The organism is Mesorhizobium jarvisii (assembly GCF_003601985.1).
Taxonomy (GTDB): Bacteria; Pseudomonadota; Alphaproteobacteria; order Rhizobiales; family Rhizobiaceae; genus Mesorhizobium; species Mesorhizobium jarvisii.
Genome location: NZ_QZXA01000002.1, coordinates 395,900 through 416,254, shown reverse-complemented (window position 1 = coordinate 416,254; position 20,355 = coordinate 395,900). Strand labels below are relative to the sequence as shown.

The 20,355-nt window shown below is 64.2% G+C and carries 15 protein-coding genes; 11 read left to right on the top strand and 4 right to left on the bottom strand.

Annotated elements, in window-relative coordinates:
• The first annotated feature begins 82 nt into the window (after positions 1-82).
• Positions 83-973, top strand: coding sequence for an NAD(P)H-binding protein (locus D3242_RS05785; RefSeq protein WP_019858728.1), 891 nt, complete (start codon positions 83-85; stop codon positions 971-973).
• A 12-nt stretch (positions 974-985) separates the two neighbouring features.
• On the opposite strand, the gene D3242_RS05780 is transcribed toward D3242_RS05785, so the two are convergent.
• Positions 986-3,475, bottom strand: coding sequence for a mechanosensitive ion channel family protein (locus tag D3242_RS05780; protein WP_064984012.1), 2,490 nt, complete (start codon positions 3,473-3,475; stop codon positions 986-988).
• A 183-nt stretch (positions 3,476-3,658) separates the two neighbouring features.
• Between D3242_RS05780 and D3242_RS05775 the strand changes: the two genes are divergently transcribed.
• The 5 genes from D3242_RS05775 to D3242_RS05755 all read left to right on the top strand — a co-directional run bounded on the left by D3242_RS05775 (position 3,659) and on the right by D3242_RS05755 (position 10,425).
• Positions 3,659-4,918 carry a sarcosine oxidase subunit beta gene (locus D3242_RS05775; protein WP_064984311.1) on the top strand — a complete coding sequence of 420 codons (1,260 nt, stop codon included), beginning with the start codon at positions 3,659-3,661 and terminating at the stop codon, positions 4,916-4,918.
• A 9-nt stretch (positions 4,919-4,927) separates the two neighbouring features.
• Entirely contained in the window at positions 4,928-5,224 is a 297-nt protein-coding gene (locus D3242_RS05770) for a sarcosine oxidase subunit delta (protein WP_019858730.1), read from the top strand.
• A complete protein-coding gene (locus D3242_RS05765; protein WP_064984010.1) occupies positions 5,221-8,229 on the top strand; it encodes a sarcosine oxidase subunit alpha in 3,009 nt (1,002 codons plus the stop codon). The genes D3242_RS05770 and D3242_RS05765 overlap by 4 nt, the downstream gene beginning before the upstream one ends.
• Positions 8,222-8,809 (top strand): sarcosine oxidase subunit gamma, encoded by a 588-nt coding sequence (locus tag D3242_RS05760; protein WP_064984008.1) that lies wholly within the window; start codon positions 8,222-8,224, stop codon positions 8,807-8,809. The genes D3242_RS05765 and D3242_RS05760 overlap by 8 nt, the downstream gene beginning before the upstream one ends.
• A gap of 173 nt (positions 8,810-8,982) precedes the next feature.
• Positions 8,983-10,425, top strand: coding sequence for an MFS transporter (locus D3242_RS05755; protein ID WP_064984007.1), 1,443 nt, complete (start codon positions 8,983-8,985; stop codon positions 10,423-10,425).
• 18 nt (positions 10,426-10,443) lie between these two features.
• Here the strand turns inward: D3242_RS05755 and D3242_RS05750 are convergent, their stop codons facing one another.
• On the bottom strand, positions 10,444-11,148 hold the full coding sequence (locus D3242_RS05750; protein ID WP_064984005.1) for a nitroreductase: 705 nt from the start codon (positions 11,146-11,148) through the stop codon (positions 10,444-10,446).
• A 225-nt stretch (positions 11,149-11,373) separates the two neighbouring features.
• On the opposite strand from D3242_RS05750, the gene D3242_RS05745 reads away from it, so the two are divergent.
• The 5 genes from D3242_RS05745 to D3242_RS05725 all read left to right on the top strand — a co-directional run bounded on the left by D3242_RS05745 (position 11,374) and on the right by D3242_RS05725 (position 18,987).
• Positions 11,374-11,916 (top strand): helix-turn-helix domain-containing protein, encoded by a 543-nt coding sequence (locus D3242_RS05745; protein WP_019858736.1) that lies wholly within the window; start codon positions 11,374-11,376, stop codon positions 11,914-11,916.
• 97 nt (positions 11,917-12,013) lie between these two features.
• Positions 12,014-14,467 (top strand): GcvT family protein, encoded by a 2,454-nt coding sequence (locus tag D3242_RS05740; protein ID WP_064984003.1) that lies wholly within the window; start codon positions 12,014-12,016, stop codon positions 14,465-14,467.
• Complete coding sequence (locus D3242_RS05735; protein ID WP_019858738.1) at positions 14,464-15,369, top strand: homocysteine S-methyltransferase family protein; 906 nt, start codon at positions 14,464-14,466, stop codon at positions 15,367-15,369. Before D3242_RS05740 ends, D3242_RS05735 begins: the two co-directional genes overlap by 4 nt.
• Positions 15,362-16,543: a pyridoxal phosphate-dependent aminotransferase gene (locus tag D3242_RS05730; protein ID WP_064984001.1), complete on the top strand. Its 1,182-nt coding sequence runs from the start codon at positions 15,362-15,364 to the stop codon at positions 16,541-16,543. The genes D3242_RS05735 and D3242_RS05730 overlap by 8 nt, the downstream gene beginning before the upstream one ends.
• Entirely contained in the window at positions 16,540-18,987 is a 2,448-nt protein-coding gene (locus D3242_RS05725; RefSeq protein ID WP_064983999.1) for a GcvT family protein, read from the top strand. The genes D3242_RS05730 and D3242_RS05725 overlap by 4 nt, the downstream gene beginning before the upstream one ends.
• A 159-nt stretch (positions 18,988-19,146) precedes the next feature.
• Here D3242_RS05725 and D3242_RS05720 read toward each other — a convergent pair whose 3' ends face one another.
• Together D3242_RS05720 and D3242_RS05715 are read right to left on the bottom strand one after the other, a co-directional pair.
• On the bottom strand, positions 19,147-19,734 hold the full coding sequence (locus tag D3242_RS05720) for an NAD(P)H-dependent oxidoreductase (protein WP_019858741.1): 588 nt from the start codon (positions 19,732-19,734) through the stop codon (positions 19,147-19,149).
• Complete coding sequence (locus D3242_RS05715) at positions 19,734-20,315, bottom strand: NAD(P)H-dependent oxidoreductase (protein ID WP_064983998.1); 582 nt, start codon at positions 20,313-20,315, stop codon at positions 19,734-19,736. Before D3242_RS05715 ends, D3242_RS05720 begins: the two co-directional genes overlap by 1 nt.
• Positions 20,316-20,355 lie beyond the last annotated feature (40 nt).

Below are 20,355 nucleotides of genomic sequence, written 5' to 3'. Positions count from 1 at the left end.
TCGTCCGTTCTTGCGCTCCAGCATCCAAATCTGAGCGACCCAAGCCCGCCCATTCGGCATTCCTGACGTCCCACTGGTCAGGATGAAGGACACGGGCATGTTTGTTGTGTTGGGCGCGGCAGGAAAGATCGGACGGGCCACGATTGGTGCGCTTCGCAGGCATCACGTTCCACTCAGAACCGTGGTGCGAAACCCGTCGCACTCCGAGGAGTTCCGTGCGCTCGGTTGCGAGGCGGAGATTGCCGATCTGCGCGATACGCCGGCGTTGGCGCGAGCAACAAGGGGCGCCACCGCCGTTCAGGTCATCTGTCCAACCAGCGTCCGCGCCGATGATGCTTCGGCGGAGATGGAAGCCACCATTCGATCCGTTGTGAATGCACTCGATCAAGTCAGACCGCAAAGAATTCTGGCGATCTCGGACTATGGCGCCCAGCTTGCCGCCGGCACCGGCATCACGCTCACGTTCCATCATTTGGAAACGCAGTTGAGGACGATACCGGCAGCCCTGACGGTGCTGCGTTCCGCCGAGCACATGCAGAATTGGGACCGCTTGGTCGGCCGGGCAATCGAGACCGGCGTGCTGCCGAGCCTGCACCATCCCGTGACCAAATCCTTTCCGACAGTGTCGGCCGGCGATGTCGGGCTGATGGCGGCGGATCTCCTCCTTTCGGGCAGCGGCGATGCGCTGCACGTGGTCCACGCCGAAGGGCCAAATCGCTACAGCGCAGCCGATGTGGCGCGAACGCTTGGCGACATTGCCGGCCGCGCGATCGTCGCTCGCGAATTGCCAAGGCAGGACTGGGTTCCCGCCCTCATCGGCGGTGGCATCGGCACGAGTTATGCCGGACTGGTCGCCGCGATGTTCGACGCCCACAATGCCGGCCGCATCGATGTCGAGCACGGTGTCGGCGAAGTCAGACGCGGCAAGACCGATCTTCGCCCGGCGCTGGAGGCGTTGGTCGCGAGAAGCTGACGGCAACCGGCCCTAGCTGGGATCGGGCTTGCGCGCCTTGCGTCCAGATTTGGCGAGTTTTTTCGCTTCGGCCGCGGCTTCCACCTTTGCCTGTTCCTGTTCGGCGAAGTCGGCCTCGATCTTGTCGTCGTCGGTTGGCCAGGCCTTGGGCTTGTTCACCTCGACGACAGCGCGCGGCGTCGACGGGATCTCGATATGCAGGTCGCTGAACTTCTCCAGCACGGCAAAACGAATGTCGTTCTGCACGACGCTGCCGTTCATGATATCGGCCAGGAACACGCGGATTTCGAACTCGAGCGCGGCCGCGCCGAAATTGGAAAACAGCACGAAGGGCTCGGGGTTCTTAAGCACCATCGCATGGCTGCGCGCGATTTCCAGCAGGATGGCATGCACCTGCTTGACGTCGCTGCCATAGGCGACGCCGACCTTGATCTCGACACGGCCGAGCTTGTTCCGGTGCGTCCAGTTGCCGACGGCGTTGTTGATCAGGTTTGAATTGGGCAAGATCACCGACTGCCGTTGGAAAGTCTCGATCTCGGTGGCGCGCACGCTGATCTTCTTGACCGTGCCGCTGACGTCGCCGGCGACGATCCAGTCGCCGACCTTGAACGGCCGCTCGGCCAAAAGGATCAGGCCGGAGACGAAGTTGGAGACGACATTCTGCAGGCCGAAACCGATACCGAGGGAAAGCGCGCCGGCGACCAGAGCCAGGCTGGAGAGGTCGATACCCGCCGCCGATATGCCGACCAGCCCCGCCACGGCGACGCCGGCATAGCCGACCGCCAGCCGGATCGAATTGCGCACGCCCGTATCGACCTTGCCGCGCGCCATCACCGACCCGTCGAGCCAGCCCTGGAACCAGCGCGTGAGGAAATAGCCGATGATGAAGACGATGATGCCCGAAAGGATTCCGGTGACCGAAATCGTCACCGAGCCGATGGTGATCCCGGTCGCCAGCTTGTAGGCCCAGGCCTGGATGTCGCCGGGCTGGAAGCCCCACATCAAAAGGATCAGTGGCAGGAAGACCAGCACGATCATCAAATTGATGGCGACACTGACGACAAGGCCGAGCTGGTCGAGGGCGGCGTCTTCGTAGCTGGAGTTGGCCGACAGCCAGCGCCCGACAGTGGTGTTGGCGAACGCCCCCTCCTCGCCGATCGCCTGCGCCGACAGGAAGCCGATATAGGCGGTGATCAGCGCCGTACCGGTGACCACGACCTGCAGCGAGACGAACAGGGCAAGGCCGATATAGCCAAGCAGGGCGGCGGCGATGGTGAACAGGCCAAGCGCCAGCGCCAGATAGCGCAGCCAAGCCGGCCACGGCCGCCAGCTTCCGTCGCGTGCCTTGAACGGCCGCAGCATCGCCATCAGAATCAGGATGATGCCGACGACAATGGTGGCGACGAAACTGCGGGCGATGGTCAGCGACAGTGGCGAGCCCATCTTGTCGTTGATGATCGACAGGAAATTGTTGACGCCGATGACCACGGCCATGGCGGTTGTCAGCCGCACCAGCCAGCGCGCCGGGCCGGTTTGGACGGGAATGAGCCGCCAGTTCGGCAGCCGCGGCTCAAGCGCGGCATTGGTCAGCCGGTTGACGCAGAACACCACCGCGATGACGGCCGCCAGCGCATTCAGGAAGACGCCGATGTCGCCGCGCAACACATTGTAATAGTTGAAAAAGAACACCGTGGAGGCCAAGAACACGCCGACCGCCAGAGTCGGCAGCAAGGTCGACCAGAAGGCTACAGACAGGCGGCTGAGATAGGACGGATCCTCGACCGTCGGATCGGCTTCGAATATGCGCCCGAACAGCCGCCTGCCGCCGACCAGCAGCACCAGCGCCAGCCCGAGCGCCACGAAGGTTGCCGCGAGGACGGCCTGGAACTTGAACTTGAAAGCGAAACTCAGCCAGGACGACACCGCCTTGTAAAAGTTGGCGTATTCGTCCCGGGCGTCGGAAAACACCTGTGGGCTCAGCGCCTCGGAGAGTGCGTAGCGCTTGGTCAAAAAGTTGCGGAATTGCTCGCTGCGCATATTGCCGATCTTGTCGATCAGCCCGCTGATGCGGATCGACAGGTTCTGCGCGCTGGCGACGACCGCGTTGATCTCGGCCTTCTCCGACGCCAGCGCCTGGCGCTCGCCGGTCACGATGTCGGGCTCCTGCGGCTGGCCTGCGGCCGGCGGCGGGCCTAGCACCTCGATGCGATTGTTGATGTCTGTGAGCCGCGGACGAAACGCCACCGCGCTGGTCAGCGCCGCCCGCGACAGATCCTCCAGTTGCAGACGGATGTCCACGAGCGAGGCGTCGTCCTCACCGTCCTGCTGCATCTTCTTCTCGAGATCGTCCGTCTTGGCCGTCAGGCCCTGGATGACTTTCTGCTGATCGGTGATCAGGCCGATGGAGCCCTGGCCAAGCGCCTGCGCCATCGCCTCGAACGAAGGCGACGCCGAAATGACCAGCGTGAAAACCAAAAGGAGGCGAAGCAATCTCAAAAACATGACTATTGGCGACTCACGGGCGGCAACGGCATTTAAAAAGCCTGTCCTTGATAAAGACGGCCATATCGTCGGGCAAGCCGTCGCATCGCGGCGTCGGCCAGTCGAAAGGCCATGGCGCAATATTGGCTTTGCGGATGCGGCCTGCTCTATAGTCTGCCGCATCGCCCGAACCGGATGACAATGATGGCAGAGTACTCGGCCTTTTCGCTGCTCGCGAACGCGCTCAAGGGAAACAAGGACTGGAAGCCGGCTTGGCGCAAGCCGGACCCGAAGGCTTCCTATGACGTCATCATCATTGGTGGCGGCGGCCACGGGCTGGCGACCGCCTACTATCTGGCCAAGGAGCACGGCATCACCAATGTCGCCGTGCTGGAAAAGGGCTGGCTCGGCTCCGGCAATGTCGGCCGCAACACAACGGCCGTGCGCTCGAACTACCTGTTGCCCGCCAACACCCGCTTCTACGAACATTCGATGAAGCTATGGGAGGGCCTGTCGCACGAACTCAACTACAACGTCATGTTCTCGCAGCGCGGCTGCCTGAACCTGGCGCATACGCCGGCGCAGTTCGACGACTATGCAAGGCGCGGCAACGCCATGCGCCATCTCGGCGTCGACGCCGAACTGATGACGCCGGCGCAGATCAAGCGCCTGATCCCGGCGCTCGATATCTCCAGCGACGCACGCTTTCCCGTCGTCGGCGGCCTGATGCAACGGCGCGCCGGCACCGCCCGTCACGATGCGGTGGCCTGGGGTTATGCGCGCGGCGCCGACCGGCGCGGCGTCGACATCATCGAGAATTGCGAGGTCACCGGCTTCCTGCGCGATGGCGATCGCGTCACCGGCGTCACCACCTCGCGCGGCGACATCAGGGCCAAAAAGGTGGCGGTCGCCGTGGCCGGCAGCACCGGACGCGTCATGCAGTTGGCTGGCATCGAGACGATGCCGATCGAGAGCCATGTGCTGCAGGCCTTCGTGACGGAATCGCTAAAACCCTTCATCGACACGGTCGTGACCTTCGGCATGGGTCATTTCTACATGTCGCAGTCCGACAAGGGCGGCCTTGTCTATGGCGGCGATATCGACGGCTACAACAGCTATGCCCAGCGCGGCAACTTGCCCATCGTCGACGAGGTGATGAGCGAGATGCTGGCGCTGTTTCCGGGCCTTGCGCGTGTGCGCATGCTGCGTTCGTGGGGCGGTGTCTGCGACATGTCGATGGACGGTTCGCCGATCATCACCACCGGTCCCCTGCCCGGCATGTATCTCAACTGCGGCTGGTGCTACGGCGGCTTCAAGGCGACGCCGGCCTCCGGCTGGACCTTCGCCTGGACCATCGCCAAGGATGAGCCGCACGATTTCAACGCGCCGTTCACCCTCGATCGCTTCCACCGAGGCCTCGTCATCGACGACAAGGGCCAGGGCGCGAACCCCAGGCTGCATTAGGAATATTCGATGTTGATCACCTGTCCCTATTGCGGCCCGCGCGACGTCATCGAATTCACCTATCAGGGTGACGGCAACCGCGAACGTCCCGACCCGGCCTCGCAGAATTTCGAGGCGTGGAACGCCTATGTCTATGACCGGCTGAACCCGGCCGGCGACCACAATGAGATTTGGCAGCATTCCGGCGGTTGTCGCACGCATCTGCGCGTCGTGCGCAACACGCTGACGCATGAGATTTCGAGCGTCGCCTTCGTGCGCGGCGATCATGCCTCAACCGCGCGCCGCAAGGCGGAGGACAAGGCATGAGCCCGCGCCGCACCGACACTGGCGGCCGCATCGACCGGCTGAAGACGATCCGCTTCACCTTCGACGGCGTTGCCTTTACCGGCCATGCCGGCGACACGCTGGCCTCAGCGCTGCTGGCCAACGGCGTCACGCTTTTCGGCCGCTCGTTCAAATACCACCGTCCGCGCGGCCTGCTGACCGCGGGCGTCGAGGAGCCCAACGCGCTGGTGACGGTGCTGAAGGGCGAGGTGCGCGAGCCTAACATTCCAGCGACCATGGTCGAGATTCATGATGGGCTGGTGGCGATCAGCCAGAACCGTTTCCCTTCCCTGGCCTGGGATATCCATGCCGTCAACCAGCTCGGCGGCAAGATCCTGTCGGCCGGCTTCTACTACAAGACTTTCATGGGGCCGGTGATCGGTCCGCTGAAAGGCACGCGTTTCTGGATGTTCTGCGAGCATTTCATTCGCCGCGCCGCTGGTCTGGGCAGCGCCGGATCGGCGAAGGATCCCGCCCGCTACGAACGCATGAACGCTTTTTGTGACGTGCTGGTGGTCGGCTCCGGCCCGGCCGGCCTGATGGCCGCCAAGGCCGCCGCCGATCAGGGCGCCCGCGTCATGCTGGCCGATCTCGAGCCGCGTTTTGGCGGCTCGACCAACTGGTCGGACGAAACCATCGATGGCGCGCCGGCCGCCGATTGGGCGCGCCGCACCGTCACCCAGCTCGAAGGCCGTGACAATGTCCGGCTTTTGCCGCGCACCACGGTGTGGGGCTATTACGACAACAACACGCTTGCCGCGCTCGAACGGGTCAGCGACCACAAGGAGCAGCCCGCCAAGGGCGAGCCGCGCCATCGCTATTGGGCGATCCGTGCCAGATCGGTGGTGCTGGCCACCGGCGCCTTCGAACGGCCGCTGGTCTTCCCCGGCAATGACAGGCCGGGCGTGATGCTGGCGCATGCGGCGGAGCGCTATGCCAACGAGTTCGGCGTGCTGCCGGGCGAGCGGATCGCGCTGTTCACCAACAATGACAGCGCCTATCGCGCGGCCGTCGCCCTGAAGAAGGCCGGTGCGGCGATCGTTGCCATCGCCGACGTCAGGTCCGAGCTTTCGCCAGAGATGCGCAAGCTGGCCACGGAAGCCGAGGCCGAGATCTTTGCGGGCCATGCCGTGGTCGCCACCGAGGGCGGCAAGGCGCTGTCCGGCGTCAAGGTTCAGCGTTTCGACATGGTCACCGGCGCGCTCACCGGCGATGAGCGAAGCATCCATGCCGACTGCCTGCTGATGTCCGGCGGCTGGTCGCCGACCATTCATCTGGCCAGCCAGGCCGGCGCAAAAGCACAATGGGATGCCGCACGCCAGGCATTCCTGCCGCCGAAGCCGACGCAGCATGGGCCGACACAGCAGTGGATTGGCGCCGGCGCTTTCACCGGCAGTTTTTCCACCGCCGAGGCAATCGCCGAAGGCCGCGCCGCCGGCCTTGCAGCGGCCGGCGGAACGAGCACGCCGGCGGCATTGCCCACGGTCGAAGCCGTCCACGGAGATCCCGATCCGGCGCCTGTGTTCGAGATCAGGGCCAAGGGCAAGAGCTTTGTCGACTTCCAGCATGACGTGACGGCGGAGGATGTCCGGCTGGCGCACCGCGAAGGCTTCGTCTCGGTAGAGCATCTGAAGCGCTACACCACGCTCGGCATGGCCACCGACCAGGGCAAGAGCTCCAACGTTCCCGGCCTCGCCATCATGGCCGAGGCGCTGGGCAAGCCGATCCCCGAAGTCGGCACGACGCGCTTCCGGCCGCCCTTCGCGCCCGTTTCGATTGGCTCGCTGGCGGCGGAGCGCTTTGGCGACCTGAAGCCGGAGCGGCTGACGCCGATGCATGATTGGCACCTCGCCAATGGCGCGACCATGTATTCCGCCGGCCTCTGGTACCGGCCGATGATCTACGGGCTGTCAGGCGAAACGATCGAGCAGGCCTATGTGCGCGAAGCCAAGGCGACGCGTGAAAGTGCTGGCATCGTCGATGTCTCGACGCTGGGCAAGATCGCCGTGCAGGGCCCCGATGCCGCCGCGTTCCTCGACCGCGTCTACACCAACATGTTTTCGACGCTCGCCGTCGGCAAGGCGCGCTACGGGCTGATGCTGCGCGAGGACGGCTTCGCTTTCGACGACGGCACCACCTGGCGGCTCGGCGAACAGGATTTCCTTATGACCACCACGACGGCCAATGCCGGCAAGGTGATGCAGCATCTGGAATACTTCCTCGACGTGATCTGGCCGGACCTCAAGGTTCACGTCACTTCGGTGACCGACGAATGGGCGGGTGCGGCGATCGGCGGCCCGAAAGCCAGGCAGATCCTCGCCGCCTGCGTCATCGGCACCGCGGTCGACAATGCGACACTGCCCTTCATGGGCATCGTCCATGGCCAGATCGCAGGCGTGCCGGTGATGATTTGCCGGCTTTCCTTCTCCGGCGAAATGGCCTTCGAGGTCTATTCCGGCGCCGGCCATGGCACCCATGTCTGGGAAGCGCTGATCGAAGCCGGCAAGCCGTTCGGCCTGGTCACCTACGGGCTCGAGGCGCTGGGCACGATGCGCATCGAGAAGGGCCATGTCACTGGCGCGGAGATCGACGGCCGCACCACTGCGCGCGACCTGCATCTCGACTGGATGCTGTCGAAGAAGAAGCCCTTCATCGGCTCGGCGATGATGGACCGCGAAGGCCTGATCGCGTCCGATCGGTTGGAACTGGTCGGCCTGATCGCGCTCGACAACCGGCCGCTCAGTGGCGGCGCGCACATTGTCGAGGCGTTGGACGAGGCCAATCCGCACGGATCGATCGGACACATCACCGCCTGCTGCTATTCCCCGGCACTCGGCAAACATATCGCGCTGGCGCTGGTCCAGGGCGGCAAGGCACGACACGGCACGCGTGCCCATGTCTCCGATCCCTTGCGCAATAGGTTCGGACCGGTCGAGATCGTCTCCAACCATTTCTACGATCCGGAAGGGACCCGCATGCATGGTTGAGCGCCAATCCCCCCTCGAGCCGGAGTTTCATGTCGGCTCGCATGGCAATTTCGAGCATGGCGTCGAGATCCTGCTGACCGAGACGAGGCCGGGCTCGATCGTTCAGCTCGCCGCCTGGCCGGGCGAGGAGAAGAAACTGATCGCTGCCATCCGCAGCGTCACCGTGCTGGCGCTGCCGGACGGCGCCGGCGGGGGCTCGAGCGACGGCGTGAAATCGGTGTTCGGCTTCGCGCCGGGAAAATTCACCGTGGCCGACGAGGCGGAAGGGCTGGCCGCGGCTTTTGCCAAGGCGGTGACGCCTGCCATCGGCACGGTGACGGACCTGTCGCATGGTCGCACCGCCATCCGGATCGCCGGGCCGAAGGCCGAATGGGTGCTGGCGAAATTCTTCACCATCGACTTCGCGCTGCCGGCCTTCCCGGTCGGTGCCGGGAGGTCGACCGCTCACCACGACGTCTTCGCCCAGATTCAGCGCACCGGCGCCGACCAGTTCGACATCTACGTCTTCCGTTCCTTCGCACGTTCGTTCTGGAATGCGCTTTGCCATGCCAGCGAGGAAGTCGGCTACGAGGTGCAGTAGGCGGTGGCGGCATATGGCCGCTTCGCCCCTGCTTCTGGCCTCAATGCCGGCCGGTTCTGCCGCTAGAGAATCGCGCCGCGGGCGGCCATGGTGGAAAAACTGGCCGCCAGATCGGCCCAAGGGATAGAAATCCCGTTTCAGGCTCGGCACATTCGTTTGGTTCGAACATCCCCATGACCGCAGAACTATCCGCCGGCGCCACGGATCGCGCCGATGTGTCGGCCAGAGCCTTGCTCCTGCTGCCGCTGACGGTCGCCTGCGGCGTGTTCATGACCAGCCTCGACCAGAATGTCGTGGTGACGGCTTTGCCCGGCATCGGCGAAAGCCTCGCCCGCCCGCCGAGCCAGCTCGGCCTGTTGATCACCGTCTATGTCGCCAGCCTGATCATCTCGATGCCGCTCGGCGGCTGGGCCGCCGACCGCTTCGGCCTGCGCAACGTCTACTGCTTTGCCTTGCTGGTGTTCGCCACCTCGTCGGCGCTCTGCGGCCTGTCTGATAACATCTGGACACTGGTCGGCGCCCGCGCGCTGCAGGGATTTGGCGGGGCACTGATGGGCACGCTCGGCCAGGTCGTCATCCTGTCGAGCTTCCCGCGCAACCGGACGCTGAAAATCAACATGTATATCTCGGTGGCAAGCCAGACCGGGCCGCTGGTCGGGCCGCTCGTCGGCGGCGCTCTGACCACCTACATTTCCTGGCGCTGGATTTTCTTCATCAACGTGCCGTTCGCGCTGGCGGCGGCAGTCCTTGCCGCCTCGCTGTTCCCGACCATGACCAAGCCCGTTCGCACGCGGTTCGATTTTCCAGGCTTCCTGCTGGTCGGCAGCGGCATGATCCTGCTGGTGTTCGGCATGGATTCGCTTGCCGCCAAAGACGCCGGCGGCGGGATGATTGCCGGCGAACTGGCGCTGGCGGTCATCATCCTGTCGATTGCCTCGCTCTACTGCCTGCGCGTACCCAATCCCCTGCTCGATCTCAAGCTCCTGCGCATCCGCACCTTCCGCATCTCGTTCCTCACCGGCGGCGGGCTGGACACGATCGGGCTGAGTTCCGTCGCCTTCCTGCTGCCGCTGATGTTCCAGCTCGGCTTCGGCATGAGCGCGGTGCAGGCGGGATCGCTGACCTTCGTTGCCGCGCTCGGCTCGGTGATCATGCGTTTCTTCATGCCGCGCGTCCTCAACCGGTTCGGCTTCCGCCGCGTCCTGGTCTTCAACACGCCTGTTGTTGCCGCCATGGTCGCCGGCTTCGCCTTGATGCAGGCGACCACGCCGGTCTGGATCGTGCTTGGCTATATCTTTGCTTTCGGCGTCTTTCGTTCCGTCCAATGGGCCTCGACCGGCAACCTCGCCTATTCCGACATCGCCCCAGACCAGCTCGCTCGCTTCAGCGCGCTCTACTACATCCTCTGGCAGCTGGCGGTGGCGGTCAGCGTCGGCCTGGCTGCGGCCATGCTGTCGTTCCTGGCCGGCGGCGGGCCTGCCGTGACCAATGATTTCCGGATCCTGTTCACGATCGAGGGCGTCATCACGCTCTGCGCGCTGCTTGCCTACCTCAAGCTGACGCCCCAGGACGGCGCCCATGTCAGCGGCCATGGCATGCAGATGAATACCGAATAGCTGAAGTCAGCAGCCGCTCTATTCGCTGAACGTCACCCACTCTTCCAGCGGCACGCGGTCGGTGCGGAAGCCGTTTTCCGGCTTGGAGGTGTCCTCATAGCCGAGCGCCATGCCGCAGACGACGATCTCCTCGTCGGGAATGTTGAGCACCGGCCGGATCTGCCGGTGGTAGGGCGCGAAGGCCGCCTGCGGGCATGTGTGCAGGCCCCTGCCCCGCGCCGCGACCATGATGTTCTGCAGGAACATGCCGTAGTCGATCCACGAGCCCTGGTTGAGGCGGCGATCGATGGTGAAGATCATGCCGACGGGCGCGTCGAAGAAGACGAAGTTGCGGTCGTGCTGGGCACGCATCTTGTCGACCTCGCGGCGGCCGATGCCGAGCGCGCCGTAGAGGCCGAAACCGTTGGCGCGTCGCCGCGTCAGATAAGGTTCGAAGAACTGGGTGGGATAGTAGCGATACTCGTCCCAGTCGGCCTTTTCGGCGCGGATACCGGAACTCAGAATGGCATCCGATATCTGCTGCTTGGTCTCACCCTTGGTGACGTAGACCCGCCATGGCTGCATGTTGGTGCCGGACGGCGCGCGTGCCGCAACCGCCAGAATGTCGCGAACGGTGTTGTCGTCGATCATGTCGGGCAAAAACGCGCGCACCGAACGGCGCGACACGATCGCCTCGTCGACAATCTCGGCCTCATCCGCGATTCGAGCCTTCTTTTCCAACATGGGCCGTCCCTTAGCCATTGCGTCGATCGGACGTCCCCACTCGCCGCTCGCGGCGGAGCCTTTGCATGAACCGTCAAAATCCTGCAAGCAAATCTTGAGCATTGGTGAAAATCTACTTGATTTTTTCATGAGCTTGATTTCTCATGAAATTCGGATTGAAATTTTCATGAAGTGAGCGTTTTGGCGTCTCCTACCGCACGAACATTGCAGGGACCTGACGAACGCGTGCTGGCCAGCGATATCCGCGCGCTGCGCCGGGCACGCGGGCTGACGCTCGCCGAAATCGCGCTGAAACTCGGCCGTTCGGTCGGCTGGGTCAGCCAGGTCGAACGCGGCCTGTCGACGCCGTCGCTCAGCGATCTCAGGGCGTTCGCCGAACTGTTCGGTGTGCCGATCAGCCTGTTCTTCAGCCATGACGTGCCGGTCGAAAGCGAGCGCGGCGTGGTGGTGCGCGCCGGCAGGCGCCGCACCCTTGGCACCAGCGAGACCGGCCTGGTGGAAGAACTCCTGTCGCCCGATCTCGGTGGTAGCTTCGAGATGGTGCGCTCGATCTTCGCGCCGGGCGCGCAGATGAAGACCGAGCAGCTGCGGCCGACCGAGGAAGCCGGCTATCTCGCCTCGGGTATTTTCGAGATCGAGATAGCTGGCGTCTGGCACCGGCTCGGCGAAGGCGATTCCTTCCGCTTCGAAGGCAAGCCCTATCGCTGGCGCAATCCAGGCACCGAGCCGGCGGTTGTCATCTGGGTGGTTTCGCCGCCGGTTTATTGAAATGCATGTCGCCCAAAAGTGTGCAGCGGTTTTGGGATAACGACATGCATCAAAACAAGAAATAGAAGCGCGACGCGCTTCGGTCTGGGAGAAGAACATGGCGGGTTTGCCGAGCACGGCGCGCGTGGTGATCATCGGAGGTGGCGTCGTCGGCACCTCCTCGCTGTATCATCTCGCCAAGGCAGGCTGGACCGATTGCGTGCTCCTGGAGAAGAACGAGCTGACATCGGGCTCGACCTGGCATGCCGCCGGCAATGTGCCGACCTTCTCCTCGTCCTGGTCGCTGATGAACATGCAGCGCTATTCCACCGAGCTTTACCGCGGCCTCGCCGACGCGGTCGAATATCCCATGAATTACCACGTCACCGGCTCGCTGCGCCTTGCCCATACAAAAGAGCGCATGCAGGAATTCCAGCGCGCCAAGGGCATGGGCCGCTATCAGGGCATGGACATCGACGTGGTCGGCGTCGACGAGATCAAGCGCCGTTATCCCTTCATCGAGACGCATGATTTGAAGGGCGCGCTCTATGACCCGAGCGACGGCGACATCGACCCGGCGCAATTGACCCAGGCGCTGGCCAAGGGCGCGCGTGACCTTGGGGCGAAAATCATCCGCTTCTGTCCCGTCACCGGCGTGCGCCGCGAGAAGGACGAATGGGTGGTCACCACGCCGCAAGGCGAGATCCGCTGCGAGATCGTCGTCAACGCCGCCGGTTATCGTGCCGCCGAAGTCGGCCGGATGTTCGGCCGCGAGGTGCCGATGATGGTGATGAGCCACCAATACATCCTGTTCGAGGAAATTCCGGAACTGGCGGCCTGGTCGAAGGAACAAGGCAAGAAACTGCCGCTGCTGCGCGATGTCGATACGTCCTATTATCTTCGCCAGGAAAAGGCCGGCATGAATCTCGGCCCCTATGAGCGCAATTGCCGCGCGCATTGGGCCACCCCTGGCGATCCGATGCCGGAGGATTTTTCCTTCCAGCTCTTCCCCGACGATCTCGACCGGCTGGAACATTATTTGGCAGACGCCGTCGCCCGCGTGCCGATCCTGGGCACGGCCGGCCTTTCCAAGGTCATCAACGGCCCCATCCCCTATGCGCCGGACGGCAACCCGCTGATCGGCCCGATGCCCGGCCTGCCCAACGCCTTCGAGGCCTGCGTCTTCACCTTCGGCATTGCGCAAGGCGGCGGCGCCGGCAAGGTGCTGGCTGAATGGGTCACGCAGGGCCAGACGGAATGGGACATGTGGTCCTGCGATCCGCGCCGCTTTACGTCCTTTGCCTCGGCGCCAGACTATTGCGTCGCCAAGGGCATGGAAATCTACGGCAATGAATACGCCATCCAGTTCCCGCGCCATGCCTGGCCGGAAGGTCGCGACCGTAAACTGTCACCGATCCACGACCGCACAAAGGCGCTCGGCGGCCGCTTCGACGCCTATAATGGCTGGGAACGCGCCACCTGGTATGCGCAACCCGGCGACGACATCTCGGAGGGAGCAACACTGACCTTCCGCCGCGACGGACCCTGGCAGCATCGCGTGCGCGAAGAATGCCTGGCCGTGCGTGACGCCGCCGGCATACTCGACCTGCCGGGTTTCTCGCGCTTCAACCTCGAAGGCCCCGGCGCCGCCGAATGGCTAAGCCTGCAGGTCACCGGACTGGTGCCGAAGCCCGGCCGCATCGGCCTGGTCTATTTCGCCGACGACAAGGGCCGCATCGTCACCGAAATGTCGGTCGTGCGCCACGGCGAGGACCAGATGACGCTGATCACCGCGGCGGTCGCGCAATGGCATGATTTCGAATGGCTGAAGTCTCGCATGCCCGGGGATGCGGCCTTCACCCTGACCGACCGCACCGAGGACTATTCCACTCAGATCCTGGCCGGCCCAAATTCGCGAAGAATCCTCGCCGATGTCTGCGACGCCGACCTCGCCCTACCGTGGCTGACGCATCAGGAAACCAGGATAGCCGGCCGCTGGGCCAAGCTGGTGCGCGTCTCCTTTGCCGGCGAACTCGGCTGGGAAATCCACACCAAGATCGGTGACACCGGCGCCATCTTCGACGCCATCTGGGCGGCCGGGCAGAAGCATGGACTGAAGCCGTTCGGCATGTACGCGCTGGATTCGCTCAGGCTTGAGAAGGGCTACCGCGCCTGGAAGGGCGATCTGTCGACCGACTATTCTATCCTGCAGGGCGGGCTCGAGCGCTTCGTCAAATGGGAGAAGCCCGATTTCCGCGGCAAGGCAGCACTGCAGAACGAGAAGCAGCAAGGCGTGAAGAAGCGCTTCGTCACGCTGGTCGTCGAAAACCCCGGTGATTGCGACGCGCCCTACATGTCGACGCTGTGGCATGGCGGCCAGATCGTCGGCGAGACCACGTCAGGCGGCTGGGGCCATCGCATCGACAAGTCGATCGCGCTCGGCATGCTGCGCGTGGATTTGACCGAGCCAGGCACCTCCGTCGAGGTCGAAATCTTCGGCGACCGTTTCCAGGCGGTCGTGCAGAAGGACGAGCCGCTCTGGGATCCCAGGAACGAGAGGCTGCGCGCATGAAGAATGTCATCCTCACCGATGGTGGCATGGGCCAGGAACTGGTCCGGCGCAGCAAATCCGAGCCGACGCCGTTGTGGTCGGCCAGGGTCCTGATCGACGAACCCGATCTGGTGCGCGACCTGCATGCCGAATTCATCCGCGCCGGCGCCCGCGTGATCACCATCAATACCTATTCGGCGACACCTGAGCGCCTGGCGCGCGAGGGTGCCGAGGACCTGTTCAAGCCGTTGCAGAAGCGCGGCATCGAATTGGCCCGGCAAGCGTGTGACGCAGCCGGCGACGCAGCGATCGCCGGCTGCCTGTCGCCGCTTTTCGGCAGCTACGCCCCTGCGCTGACCATCTCTTACCAGGAGACGCTTGACATCTACCGCCGCATCGTTGCCGAGCAGGCGGATGGCGTCGATCTGTTCCTCTGCGAAACCATGGCCTCTGCCGATGAGGCGCGCGCGGCCGTCACCGCGGCATCGGAAAGCGGCAAGCCGGTCTGGGTGTCGTGGACGCTCGCCGATCACGGCGCGCCGCGGCTGCGCAGCGGTGAAACAATAGCCGCCGCGGCAAGCGCGCTCGATGGCCTGCCGATAGCGGCGCGGCTGCTCAACTGCTGCCGGCCGGAAGCGATCGCCGCCGCCTTGCCTGAACTGATCGACCTCGGCGGCCCGGTCGGCGCCTATGCCAATGGCTTCACCTCCACGGAAGCGCTCAAGCACGGCGGTACCGTCGATGTGCTGCACGCCCGCCACGACCTCGGCCCGGACGCCTATGCCGAGCAAGCGATCGGCTGGGTGGAGGCAGGTGCTGACATCGTCGGCGGCTGCTGCGAAGTCGGACCGCCGCACATTGCCGCGCTGCGCGATCGGCTGCAGCAGGACGGTTACGAAATTTCGGGGGTTTTGCATGCCTAGACCATCGTCTCGCATCTCCGGCATCGTGCCTTCGGGCAAGGATGGCTGGGAGGTTCATTTCGCCGCCTGGACCCGCAAGGAAGCCGGCGAGGACATCATCATGCTGTCGGTCGGCGATCACGACTTCGACACGCCCTCGCAAACGATCGAGGCCTGCGTAACCGCGGTTCGCGGCAGCAATCACCATTACACGCCGCTTCCCGGCCTGCCGCGCCTGCGCCAGGCAATGGCGGCCGCCTCCAGCGCCTGCACCGGCGTCGAGACGACGCCCGATCAAGTCATCGCCACGCCGGGTGGCCAGGCGGCCCTTTATGCGGCCGTGCAGGCCGTTCTCGACCAGGGCGATCATGCCATCGTCGTGGCGCCGTACTATGCCACCTATCCCAACACATTCAGCGCCGCCGGCGCGAGTTTCACCGTCGTCGAGACGCCGGCCGAGGACGGTTTTCAGCCCCGCGCGGACATGATCCGCGCGGCACTCAAGCCCAACACGCGCGCCATCCTGATCAACACGCCGAACAACCCGACAGGCGCGGTCTATTCGCGCGAGCGGCTGGAACAGTTGGCCGAAATCTGCCGCGAGCATGATCTCTGGCTGCTGTCGGACGAGGTCTACTGGACGCTGGGCGGCGGCGAGCATGTCTCGCCACGCTCGCTACCCGGCATGGCCGAGCGCACGCTGGTCATCAATTCCATGTCCAAGAGCCATGGCATGACCGGCTGGCGCATGGGCTGGCTGACCGGTCCGCAGGATATGATTACGCTGCTCATCAACCTCAATCTGGTGACGACATACGGCCTGCCGGCCTTCATCTCGATCGCCTGCGCCGAGGCACTCGAGAACCGTTACGGCGTCAAGGAGATCGCCGAGCGCTACGCGGCGCGCCGCACCGTCCTGCTGGATGCCGTGCGCGGCATGAACAATGTCAGCGTGCGCGGTTCCGAAGGCGGCATGTATGTCATGCTCGACATATCCGATGTCGAACCGGATGACGAAAAATTCGCCTGGGCCCTCCTCGACCAGGAGAAGGTCGGCGTGATGCCCGGCTCCAGCTTCGGCGAAGCCGCCGCCGGCCACATCCGCATCAGCCTCTGCCAGCCCGAGCCCGTACTGCAGGAGGCGGCCGCTCGGCTGCGCCGTTTTGCTTCCAGCTATCGCCGCGAGGCCGCATGACCAAGAGCATCCCCACCAAGGCCCGCGCAGTGATCATCGGCGGTGGCGTTTCCGGCTGTTCGGTCGCCTATCACCTGGCCAAGCTCGGCTGGACCGACAACGTGCTTCTGGAGCGCAAGCAGCTGACCTCGGGCACGACCTGGCATGCCGCCGGCCTGATCGGCCAGTTGCGCGGCTCGCAGAACATGACGCGGCTGGCGAAATATTCGGCCGACCTCTACGTCAAGCTGGAAGCCGAGACCGAGGTCGGCACCGGCATGCGCCAGGTCGGCTCGATCACGGTCGCGCTGACCGAGGAGCGCAAGCACGAGATCTACCGGCAGGCATCGCTGGCGCGTGCCTTCGATGTCGACGTGCGCGAGATTTCGCCGAATGAAGTCAAAGAGATGTATCCACATCTCAACGTCTCCGACGTCGTCGGCGCCGTGCATCTGCCGCTCGACGGCCAGTGCGACCCCGCCAACATCGCCATGGCTCTAGCCAAGGGCGCGCGCCAGCGGGGTGCTGCCATCGTCGAGAATGTGAAGGTCACCAAAGTCCATACCAGGAACGGCCGCGTCACCGGCGTGTCCTGGGCGCAGGGCAACGAAAAGGGCATGATCGAGGCCGACATTGTCGTCAACTGCGCCGGCATGTGGGCCCGCGAACTCGGCGCCCAGAACGGCGTCACCATTCCGCTGCACGCCTGCGAGCATTTCTACCTCGTCACCGAGCCTATCCCCGGCCTCTCCCGCTTGCCGGTGCTGCGCGTTCCCGACGAATGCGCCTACTACAAGGAAGACGCCGGCAAAATGATGCTCGGCGCCTTCGAGCCGGTGGCCAAGCCATGGGGCATGGACGGCATCCGCGAGGATTTCTGCTTCGACCAATTGCCGGAGGATATGGACCATTTCGAACCGATCCTCGAAATGGGCGTCAACCGCATGCCGATGCTGGCCACCGCCGGCATCCACACCTTCTTCAACGGCCCCGAGAGTTTTACCCCGGACGACCGCTACTATCTCGGCGAGGCGCCGGAACTGTCCGGCTACTGGATGGCGACCGGCTACAATTCGATCGGCATCGTCTCCTCCGGCGGCGCCGGCATGGCACTGGCGCAGTGGATCAACGATGGCGAAGCGCCGTTCGACCTCTGGGAAGTCGACATCCGCCGTGCCCAGCCATTCCAGAAGAACCGCCGCTATCTCAAGCAGCGCGTCTCCGAAACGCTCGGCCTGCTCTATGCAGACCATTTCCCCTATCGGCAGATGGCGACGTCGCGCGGTGTGCGCCGCTCACCCCTGCATGAGCACCTGAAGGCGCGCGGCGCCGTGTTCGGCGAGGTCGCCGGCTGGGAGCGCGCCAACTGGTTCGCCCGCGACGGCCAGGAGCGCGAATACCGCTATTCCTGGAAGCGGCAGAACTGGTTCGACAACCAGCGCGAGGAACATCTGGCGGTCCGCAACAAGGTCGGCCTGTTCGACATGACCTCGTTCGGCAAGATCCGCGTCGAGGGCCGCGATGCCTGTGCCTTCCTGCAAAGGCTGTGCGCCAACGACATGGACGTGGCACCGGGCAAGATCGTCTACACGCAAATGCTCAACCAGCGCGGCGGCATCGAGAGCGATCTCACCGTCTCGCGCCTGTCGGACACCGCCTACTTCCTCGTCGTCCCAGGCGCCACGCTGCAGCGCGATCTGGCCTGGCTGCGCCGGCATGTCGGCGAGGAGTTCGTCGTCATCACCGATGTCACGGCGGCGGAAAGCGTGCTCTGCCTGATGGGTCCGGATGCGCGAAAGCTGATCCAGAAAGTCAGCCCCAACGACTTCTCCAACGAGAACAACCCGTTCGGCACGTTCCAGGAGATCGAGATCGGCATGGGCCTCGCCCGCGCCCACCGCGTCACCTATGTCGGCGAACTCGGCTGGGAGCTCTATGTCTCGACCGATCAGGCTGCCCATGTCTTCGAAGCGATCGACGAGGCCGGCACCGATGTCGGTCTGAAACTCTGCGGCCTGCACACTCTGGATTCCTGCCGCATCGAAAAGGCTTTTCGGCATTTCGGCCACGACATCACTGACGAGGACAATGTGTTGGAAGCCGGCCTCGGCTTCGCTGTGAAGACCGCCAAGGGCGACTTCATCGGCCGCGATGCCGTGATGAAGAAGAAGGAAGCCGGATTGAACCGCCGGCTGATCCAATTCTGGCTGAAAGACCCACAACCCCTGCTCTTCCACAATGAAGCCATCCTGCGCGACGGCAAGATCGTCGGCCCGATCACCTCGGGCAATTACGGCCATCACCTCGGCGGCGCCATTGGGCTCGGCTATGTGCCGTGCCAGGGCGAGAGCGAGGCCGATGTGCTGGCCTCATCCTACGAGATCGAGATCGCCGGCGAGCGTTTTGCGGCGGAAGCCTCGCTGAAGCCGATGTATGACCCGAAGGCGGAACGGACGAAGATGTAGCGCCCTCTTCCTTCTCCCCGTTTCACGGGGAGAAGGTGGCCCGATAGGGTCGGATGAGGGCCGCGCCAGCGCCCCAGAATAAGGCAAACGTCCGCGCCGCCCCTCATCTGCCTGCCGGCATCTTCTCCCCGTTAAACGGGAAGAAGGACGCCTAATTCCTCAAAACCTTTCCAGCTTCATCCGCACCTTCGCCAGAAACGCTGCCCGCGTCTTTGGCGTCGAGGCGTCCATCAGATAATGCGCCAGGAAGAACGTCCTGCAGCGTCTCGCGCACAGCGCCCGCATGCCGCGCAACAAGGTCTTGCGTCCGGGCTGGCCGACGACGACGCTCCACCAGGTCGGCGCGCCGCAGGTGGTGATGACGCCGACCTTGGTGACATGCGTCATCAGCGATTTGATCCGCCCTTTGCCCACCGGCAGTTTGAAGGCGACGTCCGTCGCCCACACCCGGTCGAGCCAGCCCTTCAGCATTGCCGGCAGCCCGTACCACCACGTCGGATAGACGAACAGGATTGCTTCGGCCCAACCGAGCAGTTCGAAATGCGGTTTCAGCGCGGGATCCTGCGGCGCCTGATTGTTGTAAGAGCGCCGCTCGTCGCAGCCCATCACCGGGTCGAATTTCTCGGCATAGAGGTCGAGCAGCCGCACCTCCCAACCCTTGGCCTTGAGCACATCAAGAGCGGTGTCGCGGATCGCGGCGCAAAAGCTTTCCGGCACCGGATGGCAATAGACCACGAGGACCCGCATCAGAATGCATCCATGCTCGCCGCAACCTTCGTCATGAAGGATTTTCGCGTTTGGTCAGTCGACAGGTTCATCGCGTAGTGCGCGAGGTAGGTCACCGGCGCGCCGGGCTTTACGGTGGCGCGCAGCATGCGCTTGATCAGCCTGCGTGGCGGATCGCCCATCACAATGGCACGGAACCGGCTACCGCCATAGGTGGTGACGGCCGCGACCTTACGGATGTTGTGCAGCGACGGCTGCACCTTGCCGTCGACCAGCCTGAACGACACGCCGGGCAGGAAGACGCGGTCGAAAAAACCCTTGAGGATCGCCGGAAAGCCGTAGTTCCAGACCGGATAGGAAAGCACCAGCGCCTCGGCACGCAGCAGTCGCTCGACATAAGGCGCCGCCGGGTCCGCGGCGCCCCGCTGGTTGTGATAATCCAGCCTCTCCTGGCGCATCAGCCGCGGGTCGAAATCCTCGGCGTAGAGGTCGCAATCATCGACATCATGGCCCGCCGCCGTCAGCCGCTCGACGATCAACCGGTGCAGGCCGGCATTGAAGCTGGTCTCGACCGGGTGAGCGTAGAGGACAAGGATGTTCACGGGAGGACATCCCGCAGGTCAACGCCAAGCGACGCGTTCG

Bases quoted from the DNA above. Each gene is read 5' to 3' on its own strand.
- D3242_RS05765 (WP_064984010.1), top strand. From the start codon at position 5,221: ATGAGCCCGCGCCGCACCGACACTGGCGGCCGCATCGACCGGCTGAAG.
- D3242_RS05760 (WP_064984008.1), top strand. From the start codon at position 8,222: ATGGTTGAGCGCCAATCCCCCCTCGAGCCGGAGTTTCATGTCGGCTCG.
- D3242_RS05750 (WP_064984005.1), bottom strand. From the start codon at position 11,148: ATGTTGGAAAAGAAGGCTCGAATCGCGGATGAGGCCGAGATTGTCGAC.
- D3242_RS05735 (WP_019858738.1), top strand. From the start codon at position 14,464: ATGAAGAATGTCATCCTCACCGATGGTGGCATGGGCCAGGAACTGGTC.
- D3242_RS05730 (WP_064984001.1), top strand. From the start codon at position 15,362: ATGCCTAGACCATCGTCTCGCATCTCCGGCATCGTGCCTTCGGGCAAG.
- D3242_RS05725 (WP_064983999.1), top strand. From the start codon at position 16,540: ATGACCAAGAGCATCCCCACCAAGGCCCGCGCAGTGATCATCGGCGGT.
- D3242_RS05780 (WP_064984012.1), bottom strand. From the start codon at position 3,475: ATGTTTTTGAGATTGCTTCGCCTCCTTTTGGTTTTCACGCTGGTCATT.
- D3242_RS05755 (WP_064984007.1), top strand. From the start codon at position 8,983: ATGACCGCAGAACTATCCGCCGGCGCCACGGATCGCGCCGATGTGTCG.
- D3242_RS05785 (WP_019858728.1), top strand. From the start codon at position 83: ATGAAGGACACGGGCATGTTTGTTGTGTTGGGCGCGGCAGGAAAGATC.
- D3242_RS05770 (WP_019858730.1), top strand. From the start codon at position 4,928: ATGTTGATCACCTGTCCCTATTGCGGCCCGCGCGACGTCATCGAATTC.
- D3242_RS05775 (WP_064984311.1), top strand. From the start codon at position 3,659: ATGGCAGAGTACTCGGCCTTTTCGCTGCTCGCGAACGCGCTCAAGGGA.
- D3242_RS05720 (WP_019858741.1), bottom strand. From the start codon at position 19,734: ATGCGGGTCCTCGTGGTCTATTGCCATCCGGTGCCGGAAAGCTTTTGC.
- D3242_RS05740 (WP_064984003.1), top strand. From the start codon at position 12,014: ATGGCGGGTTTGCCGAGCACGGCGCGCGTGGTGATCATCGGAGGTGGC.